The organism is Leifsonia sp. 71-9 (assembly GCF_001898805.1).
Lineage (GTDB): Bacteria > Actinomycetota > Actinomycetes > Actinomycetales > Microbacteriaceae > Leifsonia.
In genome coordinates, this window is sequence record NZ_MKVJ01000010.1 from 86394 (window position 1) to 94936 (window position 8543).

Genomic DNA, 8543 nt, shown 5'->3' on the forward strand with positions numbered 1-8543 from the left:
GGAGGGGCGGCGCGTAATCGGTACGCGTCGCCCCTCCGCCATGATCACCCGCGGTAGGGGTTGTCAGCCCGCGGGCGACCAGGTCGTGCGCGACCGGCGCGGACGGAGGACGCGATGTCCCCGCTCCGCGCCGCCGCGGAAGAAGGAGAAGCGCCCGAGGATCCCGGAGCGCGGGTCGTGCGCCAGCACGAGCACGTCGGCGCCGGCGTCGATGCACGCGCTGGCGGAGGCCGGGTCGGCGTCGCGCTCGTCGCCTCCGGTGACGACGCTGAGGCATCCGGCGGTCACCGCGCGGGAGGCCGACGCGATGATCGTGACGTGCGACGTGGCCGGAGCCACGATGGCGCGGATCGCCCGTGCGAGTTCGGCCTGCTCGACGGGGCGGGATGCCGCGCGTCCGGGGAACCCGGCGCCGAGGTCCAGCACGTCGAAACGCGCTCCGGTGGCGACGCGCACGTCGGCGGTGACGGCCGCGGCATGGACGATCTCGGCGACGTAGTCGGCGGGGGAGGAGTGCGTCGGCGGCTGGAGGGACAAGCCGCCGACGCACACCCCCTGTCCGGCCGCCGCGCGCACGGCGCGGACGATCTCGTCGGGCCGGAAGCCGCGCCCTGCACGGTGCGCGGAGGAGGAGTCTGCGCACGGCCGGAGCCGGAGCAGTAGGCGGATGTCGTCGGGAGCTCCGGCGAACGCGGCCAACTCGGCCGCGTCGTCCACGACGAAGCGCCGCACACCCGCCCGATAGGCCGCCGCGACGTCGCGCGGGCTCGTGATCGGCGCCGTGTGGAGCAGCCGGGGGCGAGCCTCGCAGAGCATGAGCGTGTCGAGCGCGGCCGGCTGCGCCACTTCGAACGCGCCCTGCGCGGCCGCGATGGCGTCGAGCAGTGCGGGATGCGAGAGGGCGCTCACGTCGTAGTGCACATCCACCCACGGGAAGGCGGCGCGGAGGTCGAGGTAGCGCTCGGCCGCCCGCTCCACGTCGATCACGACGAGGGGGAGATCGCCGGAGTCGCCCGCCGTCCCCGCCGCCGGCGCCACAGGGGCACCGGTCGGGTCGGCGGTTCGGGTGACGGCGGGCATCGGGTTCTCCTCGGGATTGTTGAGCTTGCCTCAGATCATCCTCGTGCGCCGGATTGCCCCGCATCCGGGGGGCCACCCGAACCGATTGCGTGCGTCCACGGATGATGATCGGTCGGCGACCGGCGAGGATTGATGCATGTACCTGCGCGTTGTGATCGTCGACGACCACGCGCGCTTCCGTGCCCAGGCGGCCGAGCTGCTGCAGCTGGAGCACTTCGCCGTCGTCGGCGACGCCGATACCGGGGCCCGCGGGGTGGAGCTCAGCCGCCGCCTCGCTCCCGACGTCGTGCTGCTCGACGTCGGCCTCCCCGACGCCAGCGGCTTCGACCTCGTCGCGGACATGCACGCGACCGGCGCCGCGGTGGTCCTCACCTCCAGCCGCTCCTTCCGCGATTACGGCCGCCGGGTGGCCGACAGCGGCGCAGAGGGATTCATCACGAAAGGCGACCTGACCGGCCCGGCGATCCGCAGTCTGCTACGGTAATCCCCGTGGCAGCGGGAGAGAGTTCTGGATCCCGCCCGCTTCGGGTCGCGATCGCCGACGACGCGGTTCTGCTCCGCGAAGGCATCGGTCAGATCCTGCGCGCGGGCGGGGTGGATGTGGTCGCCTCCGTCGACACGGCCGAGGAAGTGCTCGACGTGGTGGCGGGCGACGCGATCGACGCCATCGTTCTCGACATCAAGATGCCGCCCACCCACACCGACGAGGGTCTGCGCGCGCTGGAGACCCTCCGCGCCGACGGATCGACGGTCGGTGTCCTGCTGCTGTCGATGTACACCACCGCCGCCTATGCCATCCGCGCGATGACGGCGGGCAGCGGCACGGGCTACCTCCTCAAGGAGCGCGTCGCCGACGGCGAATCGCTCGTCAACGCCGTCCGCACCGTGGCCGCCGGCGGGTCCGTCGTCGACCCGGAGGTCGTGCAGCTGCTGGTGTCGGCCCGCTCCTCCGAGCGCACGGTGGAGACGCTCTCGACCCGGGAGCTCGACGTGCTCAGCCGCATGGCGGAGGGCAAGTCGAACGCCGGCATCGCCGCCGAGCTGCACCTCAGCCTGCGCACGGTCGAGTCGCACATCGGGCACATCATGGCGAAGCTCGGCGTCGAGGACTCCGCAGAGGGGCACCGCCGGGTGCTCGCCGTGCTGCGCTTCCTCGGCAAGGACGGCTGAGCCCGATGACGGCCGCGCGCACGTGGCTCCGCGCGCTCGCGGTGACCGCCACGATCGCGTCGAACGTGCTGGCCCAGGTCGTCAGCGGCCTGACCGGCAACTACGGGCCGCGCCCGGAGGGTCTGGGCTGGGCGATCGTGTTCGTCGCGGTGGCCGTGGTGTACGTGGTCTGCGCCGTCGTCGCCTGGCGCGTGGTGCGCAGCCCCGTGCCCGGCTGGCTGATGGTCGGCGCAGCCCTCTTCTGGTCGGCCGGCGCGTGGTACCCGCTGGCGCGCGGGATCGGCTGGCTCTGGCCGGTGCTGATGGGGGTCACCGACCTCTGGGCGATCTTCGTCGGCGCGGTCGTGCTGTGCTACCCGACCGGGAGGTTCTCGCGGTTCGACCGGGTCGTGCTGCTGGTCGGCACCGGCGCGATCGCGGTCCGCTTCATCAGCACGCTGCTGTTCACGTCGCCCGCGCCTGCCGCGTGCGGCTGCGTGCAGAACGCCTACGCCGTGCTCCCGAGCGACGACGCCGACTTCTGGTTCGGCGTCGCCTGGCGCGCGGTGGGGCTCGCGCTGATGCTCACGATCGCTGTGCGGCTGGCCGTGCGCTGGTTCACCAGCTCCCTCCCCGCCCGCCGCGTCTCCTTCGTCATGCCGCTGGCGATCGTGCTGTGGTGCTACGGCACCGTGCAGGACTCGCTGAGCTTCACGCTCGGCTGGGACGGCGGCTGGCTGCAGTTCATCCCGCCGTTCGCGATCGCCCTCATCCCGCCGGCGTTCATCGGCGGCGTCTTCTATGCGCGCGGCCTGCGCTCTCGCGTCGCCGACCTGGTGATCGTCGCGCGCGACAAGGTCGACCGGGCGCTGTGGGAGACGAGCCTGGCCCGGACCCTGCACGACAGCTCGGTCCGCGTCTATTGGTGGGACGAGCAGGGCAGGGCGTTCCTCACCAGCGACGGTGAACGCGTCCCCGACGGGGAGAGCGAGCGTCCGGGCCGTTCGACGCTCGCGATCGACTCCGATCAGGGCCCCATCGCGCTCATCGAGCACGACATCGCCCTCAGTCAGGACGACCGGCTGCTCGACGCCGTCTCCTCGGCGTTGCTGCTCTCGGTCGACAACGATCGCCTGCGCGGCCGGCTGGAGCGCACCATCCAGGAGCTCCGGCAGTCGCGTCTGCGCATCGTCGAGGAGGGGTACCTCGCGCGGCGGCGCCTGGAGCGTGACCTGCACGACGGCTCGCAGCAGCAGCTCGTCTCGCTCGCGATCAGCCTGCGCATCGCCACGGCCAAGGCGGAGACGGCGGGAAACGCGGAGGTCGCCGGCGACCTCGAGCGGGCATCGGCGCAGCTGGCGGACGCGCTGCGCGAGCTGCGGGAGCTGGCGCGCGGCATCCACCCGACCGTCCTCACCGACGGCGACCTGACGTCGGCGCTGGAGGAGCTGGGCCAGCGCAGTCACCTGCCGGTGGAGGTCCGCGTCGAGACCGAGGACCGGTTCGCCAACGTCATCGAGGAGACGATCTACTATTGCGTCTCCGAGTGCCTCGCCAACGCGGCCAAGCACGCCGGGGCGCGCAACTGCGCCGTCCTGGTGACCCGCCGCGACGACACCGTCTCGGTCGTGGTCAAGGACGACGGCAAGGGCGGCGCGCGCTTCGAGCCCGGCGGCGGGCTGGAGGGCATCCGCGACCGCGTCGAGGCCGTCAACGGGCGCGCCGAACTCCGGTCGGTGGAGGGGCTGGGGACGATCCTGGAGCTGACCATCCCGGTGCCGCGCGCCGAAGCGGTGGCGGCGGAGGCCGAACCGGCCTGAGTGCCCGGCTACTTGGTCTTCGCGGGGAGCGCGGCGTAGACCTGCTGGCCGATCGCGAACGCCGACCAGCCGCCGGGGCACTTGGAGGCGGTCGCGGGCACGCCGTCGATCGGCCACCAGCTGTCCTGGATGGCCGGCTTGGGAGCCGTGGTCTGCGCGGTGCAGACGTCCTTCGCGAGGAGCGTGGGGGACGTGTAGGTCAGGATCGCGGCGCCGGTCTGCGTGTCGTAGTCGACGCGGATGACGGTCGCGTCGTCGGGGACGAACGTGGGCGACCCGAACGTGGAGACCTTCGCGGCCTTGAACTCTTTCGCCGAGTCGAAGATCTGCGCGTCGACGTGGGGGGTGAAGGCTTCGACGACCGAGCATCCGGACAGGGCGAGGGCCGCGACGGATGCCGCAGCGATCAGACCGACGGTTCGGGGACGAGGCACGGGTAGCTCCTGTGGATGTGGCGAATGCGATCCTGGCCAGTCAACACCATCAAGCTGGGCGCTTCATCGGCCGGAAGGATGATGTTAGCGCGGCTCGTGGCGTGCGGCGCGCAGGTCGACGCGGTACGTCGTCGTGGCGCCGTCCGCGCGCGGACCGCCGAGCAGGGGAGTGCCCTCCGTGCGATAGTGCTCCAGCGCGATCTGCTCGTGGTCAACGGGAGGATGCCCGCTGGCGCGCACGACGCGCCACCACGGCACCGTCGAGCCGTAGTACGCCATGATCTGCCCGACCATCCTGGCCGCGCGCGAGCCGAGCACGGCTGCGACGTCTCCGTAGGTCATCACCCGGCCGGGCGGGATGTCGTCGACGACGGCGAGCACCCGCTCGACGAACGAGTCGGCCCCGTTCGCCGCGTCGTGCCGCGCCGGACCGGGCTCAGAGCGCGAGGGCACCGATCGTCTCGCCGTACTGCGTCTCGCCGACGGGCTGGAAGCCGCTGCGCAGGAAGAACTGCTCGGGACCGAGCTCGCCCGACTCCCAGATCACGAAGAGCTGCTCGTGGCCGCGCCGGCGCGCCTCGTCGGCCAGGCTGCGCACGGCGAACGTGCCGATGCCGCGGCCCTGGTCGTCGGCGTCGACGTTGATGCGCCAGAGGATCGCCTTGAACTCGTCGTGCTCGGCCTCGGGATTGAAGTCGCCCATGATGAAGCCGACGACCTCGTCGCCGTCGAGCACGACGCGCTGCCACGAGGTGGTGGGGTCGGCGACGGCGGCCGCGGCCGAGTAGGAGACCGGAGCGATGAACTGCTCCTGCCCCGGCTTCAACGTGAGCGCGTTCGCCGCGACGACGGTCCGCGCGCTCAACTCTTCCAGTCTCAACTCAGCCATGACGAAAGGGTAACCTGCGCGGGGGACACTGGCATAGTCGCCTCCTCCCGGGGCGTCGGCGGAGGCAAAGTGTCTCGATGTCAAGATAGTTATCCGGCTCAGGTAAGCTGTATCCGGCTGAAAACGGCAGAGAAGCAGGAGAACCAGTGGACAAGATCAAGGTTGAAGGAACGGTCGTCGAACTCGACGGCGACGAGATGACCCGCATCATCTGGCAGGCGATCAAGGACTCGCTCATCCACCCGTACCTCGACGTGGACCTCGAGTACTACGACCTCGGCATCCAGAAGCGCGACGAGACCGACGACCAGATCACGATCGACGCGGCCCACGCCATCCAGAAGCACGGCGTCGGCGTCAAGTGCGCCACGATCACCCCCGACGAGGCCCGTGTCGAGGAGTTCGGCCTCAAGAAGATGTGGCGGAGCCCGAACGGGACCATCCGCAACATCCTCGGCGGCGTGGTCTTCCGCGAGCCGATCATCATCTCGAACATCCCCCGCCTGGTCCCGGGCTGGAACAAGCCGATCATCATCGGCCGCCACGCGTTCGGCGACCAGTACCGCGCCACCGACTTCACCTTCGACGGCCCCGGCACGCTGACCCTCAGCTTCCAGCCGACCGACGGCGGCGAGGCCAAGAGCTTCGAGGTCTACCAGGCCCCCGGCGCCGGCGTCGCGCTCGCGATGTACAACCAGGACGAGTCGATCCGCGACTTCGCCCGCGCGTCGTTCAACTACGGCCTCGACCGCAACTACCCGGTGTACCTCTCCACCAAGAACACGATCCTCAAGGCCTACGACGGCCGGTTCAAGGACCTGTTCCAGGAGGTCTTCGACACCGAGTACAAGGAGAAGTTCGACGCGGCCGGCCTCACCTACGAGCACCGCCTGATCGACGACATGGTCGCCTCCAGCCTCAAGTGGGAGGGCGGCTACGTCTGGGCCTGCAAGAACTACGACGGCGACGTGCAGTCCGACACCGTCGCGCAGGGCTTCGGCTCGCTCGGCCTGATGACGTCGGTCCTGACCACGCCGGACGGCAAGGTCGTCGAGGCGGAGGCCGCGCACGGCACCGTCACGCGCCACTACCGCCAGTACCAACAGGGCAAGGCGACCTCGACCAACCCGATCGCCTCGATCTTCGCCTGGACGCGCGGCCTCGCGCACCGCGGCAAGCTCGACGGCAACCAGGAGCTCATCGACTTCACCCACACCCTCGAGGACGTGGTCGTGAAGACGGTCGAAGAGGGCAAGATGACCAAGGACCTCGCGCTCCTCGTCGGCCCGGAGCAGGCGTTCCAGACCACCGAGGAGTTCCTCGAGTCCATCAGCGAGAACCTCAAGACGCGCATGGGCGCCTAGCCTCCACGCGCACCGGGAAGGGCCCGGCGGACTTCGGTCCGCCGGGCCCTTTCCTGTATGTTCTCTCAGGGGGTTCACGACGTGAGCCGTGAAGAGAAAGAGCGTGTGCGATGTTGCGTCGATGCCTGACGTCCGTCCTTCTGACCGTGTCCCTCGGGGCAGCCGCGGTGCTTGCGCCGACGCCGGCACCGCAGGCGGTCGCCGCCGAACCGGAGCGGCCCGGGGAGATCGGCTTCCTCTCTGAGATCCCGGGGACCGACGAGGATGCGCGGACGCCGGTGATCGAGGGGCCGGACGGCCTGCCGTGGTGGCAGTATGAAGGCGGCCTGAAGTCCCTGTCCGGGGAGGGCACTGTGCTCTCCCACCACCTGCAGCCGGGGACCGACTGGACCTCCGTCGCACCGGTCGTCGCGCCCGACCGCTCGCTCTGGATCTCCGGCGGCGGCGCGGATGGACGCGACGTCAACCACGTCCTGGCCGACGGTTCGATCGACCGCTTCCGGTTCGACGGCCCCGGCCTGATCGGCGGCGCCGCCCCGGCCGAGGATGGGAGCACCTGGTTCGTCCAGCAGGTCGGCGAGCCGGGAGCTGGGACCTGGAACGCGCTTCGGCGTGCGGTCGACGGCACCGTGACGACGTTCCCTCAGGCCGGCGTCACCGTGCCCGCCGACGGGGACACGAGCAGCGGGACGCCGATCGCCGGACCGGAGGGGAGCGTCTGGTTCTCCGCCGGAGAGAACGGCAGGATCCTCCTCGGGCTGTACCCGGACGGCCGGTCCGTCCCCGTCTCGCTGGACGCGAAGGACGCGGGGCGCCGGCACGCGGTCTTCCAGGTCGACGGTGCGACGTACATCAAGCTGGCGGGCGGCTCCATCCGGGAGATCGGGCCGGACGGGTCGCTCACGACCGTCGTCGCCGGCGCCCCGGAATTCGTTCTCGCCGACGGGCAGGCGTATTACGCCGCCATGGTGGCGGGCGAGTATGTCCTGCGCCGTGTCGGAGCGCCGGATTGGAAGGCCGTCATCCCGCGACTGACGGCGATTCAGGGGGTCTGGGTGCCCTCCACGCGTTCGCTCTGGCTGGGTGGACGGACGAAGACCAGCCCGGCAGTGGCGGTCGCTGTGGCCGAGGACGGCACGGTGACGGAGCTCCCGTCCGGTACCCGGCCGCCCAAGCTCGCTGCGGACGGCTCGGTGTGGCTGGGGGCCAACGTGCATGTCGCCGCGGACGGGACGCTGCTGTCGCGCCTGACGTTCAGTGATCGCCTGATCGGTATCTACGCGTGGGGTGTCGTCGGCGATCGCACCTGGGTGCAGTTCATCGTGCCGGACGGCGATCGTGCCCTATCGTTCGTGCGACCGGCCACCTCGACACGGCTGGCGGGCGGCGACCGGTTCCAGACCGCCGTCGAAGTGACGAAGAAGGCGTTCCCCGACGGCGCGGATGTGGTCTACCTCGCCTCGGGCATGAACTTCCCGGACGCGCTTGCCGCGGGGCCGGCCGCGGCGGCCGACGGGGCGGCACTGCTGCTCACGACACCCGGCGAACTGCCGAGCGCCACCGCGGAGGAGCTCTCGGCCCTGAAGCCGACGCGGGTGGTGCTGGTGGGTGGTCCGGCCTCCATCGCCCCCGCGGTCGAGCGCGAGGTGAAGAGCCTGCTCCCCGGTGTCGTGGTCCAGCGCCGGTCGGGAGGCGACCGGTTCGAGACGGCCAATCAGCTCGTCGCAGCGTCCTTCACCGAAGCGCACACGCTGTACATCGCATCGGGAGCCGACTTCCCCGACGCACTGGGTGCCGGTGCTGCGGC

9 protein-coding genes are annotated in these 8543 nt (G+C 70.9%); 5 read left to right on the forward strand and 4 right to left on the reverse strand.

Annotation, left to right across the window (positions count from 1 at the left end; all coding sequences use genetic code 11):
• Positions 1-63: 63 nt before the first annotated feature.
• Positions 64-1080, reverse strand: a complete 1017-nt coding sequence (locus tag BGO91_RS05790) for a hypothetical protein (RefSeq protein ID WP_290471905.1) — start codon at positions 1078-1080, stop codon at positions 64-66.
• Positions 1081-1216: 136 nt separating this feature from the next.
• Between BGO91_RS05790 and BGO91_RS05795 the strand changes: the two genes are divergently transcribed.
• The 3 genes from BGO91_RS05795 to BGO91_RS05805 are packed head-to-tail and all read left to right on the forward strand — an operon-like array spanning position 1217 to position 4049.
• Positions 1217-1564, forward strand: a complete 348-nt coding sequence (locus tag BGO91_RS05795; protein WP_290471906.1) for a response regulator transcription factor — start codon at positions 1217-1219, stop codon at positions 1562-1564.
• A 5-nt stretch (positions 1565-1569) separates the two neighbouring features.
• Positions 1570-2250: a response regulator transcription factor gene (locus BGO91_RS05800; RefSeq protein WP_290471907.1), complete on the forward strand. Its 681-nt coding sequence runs from the start codon at positions 1570-1572 to the stop codon at positions 2248-2250.
• Positions 2251-2255: 5 nt separating this feature from the next.
• The gene (locus tag BGO91_RS05805) at positions 2256-4049 is read left to right on the forward strand and encodes a histidine kinase (protein ID WP_290471908.1); all 1794 of its coding nucleotides are present in this window, start codon (positions 2256-2258) and stop codon (positions 4047-4049) included.
• Between the two features lie 8 nt (positions 4050-4057).
• Here BGO91_RS05805 and BGO91_RS05810 read toward each other — a convergent pair whose 3' ends face one another.
• From BGO91_RS05810 to BGO91_RS05820, 3 genes are all read right to left on the reverse strand, one after another.
• Positions 4058-4483, reverse strand: a complete 426-nt coding sequence (locus BGO91_RS05810) for a hypothetical protein (RefSeq protein WP_290471909.1) — start codon at positions 4481-4483, stop codon at positions 4058-4060.
• 84 nt (positions 4484-4567) lie between these two features.
• Positions 4568-4936 carry an MGMT family protein gene (locus tag BGO91_RS05815; protein ID WP_290471910.1) on the reverse strand — a complete coding sequence of 123 codons (369 nt, stop codon included), beginning with the start codon at positions 4934-4936 and terminating at the stop codon, positions 4568-4570.
• The gene (locus BGO91_RS05820) at positions 4920-5372 is read right to left on the reverse strand and encodes a GNAT family N-acetyltransferase (protein ID WP_021765661.1); all 453 of its coding nucleotides are present in this window, start codon (positions 5370-5372) and stop codon (positions 4920-4922) included. Before BGO91_RS05820 ends, BGO91_RS05815 begins: the two co-directional genes overlap by 17 nt.
• Positions 5373-5518: 146 nt before the next feature.
• On the opposite strand from BGO91_RS05820, the gene BGO91_RS05825 reads away from it, so the two are divergent.
• Both BGO91_RS05825 and BGO91_RS05830 read left to right on the forward strand, forming a co-directional pair.
• Positions 5519-6736, forward strand: a complete 1218-nt coding sequence (locus BGO91_RS05825) for an NADP-dependent isocitrate dehydrogenase (protein WP_290471911.1) — start codon at positions 5519-5521, stop codon at positions 6734-6736.
• Positions 6737-6882: 146 nt separating this feature from the next.
• The coding region (locus tag BGO91_RS05830) for a cell wall-binding repeat-containing protein (RefSeq protein WP_290471912.1) at positions 6883-8543 on the forward strand (1661 nt) is incomplete at its 3' end.

Excerpts from the sequence above, each read along its gene's own strand:
- BGO91_RS05790 (WP_290471905.1), bottom strand. The coding sequence starts at position 1,080 with ATGCCCGCCGTCACCCGAACCGCCGACCCGACCGGTGCCCCTGTGGCG.
- BGO91_RS05795 (WP_290471906.1), top strand. The coding sequence starts at position 1,217 with ATGTACCTGCGCGTTGTGATCGTCGACGACCACGCGCGCTTCCGTGCC.
- BGO91_RS05805 (WP_290471908.1), top strand. The coding sequence starts at position 2,256 with ATGACGGCCGCGCGCACGTGGCTCCGCGCGCTCGCGGTGACCGCCACG.
- BGO91_RS05820 (WP_021765661.1), bottom strand. The coding sequence starts at position 5,372 with ATGGCTGAGTTGAGACTGGAAGAGTTGAGCGCGCGGACCGTCGTCGCG.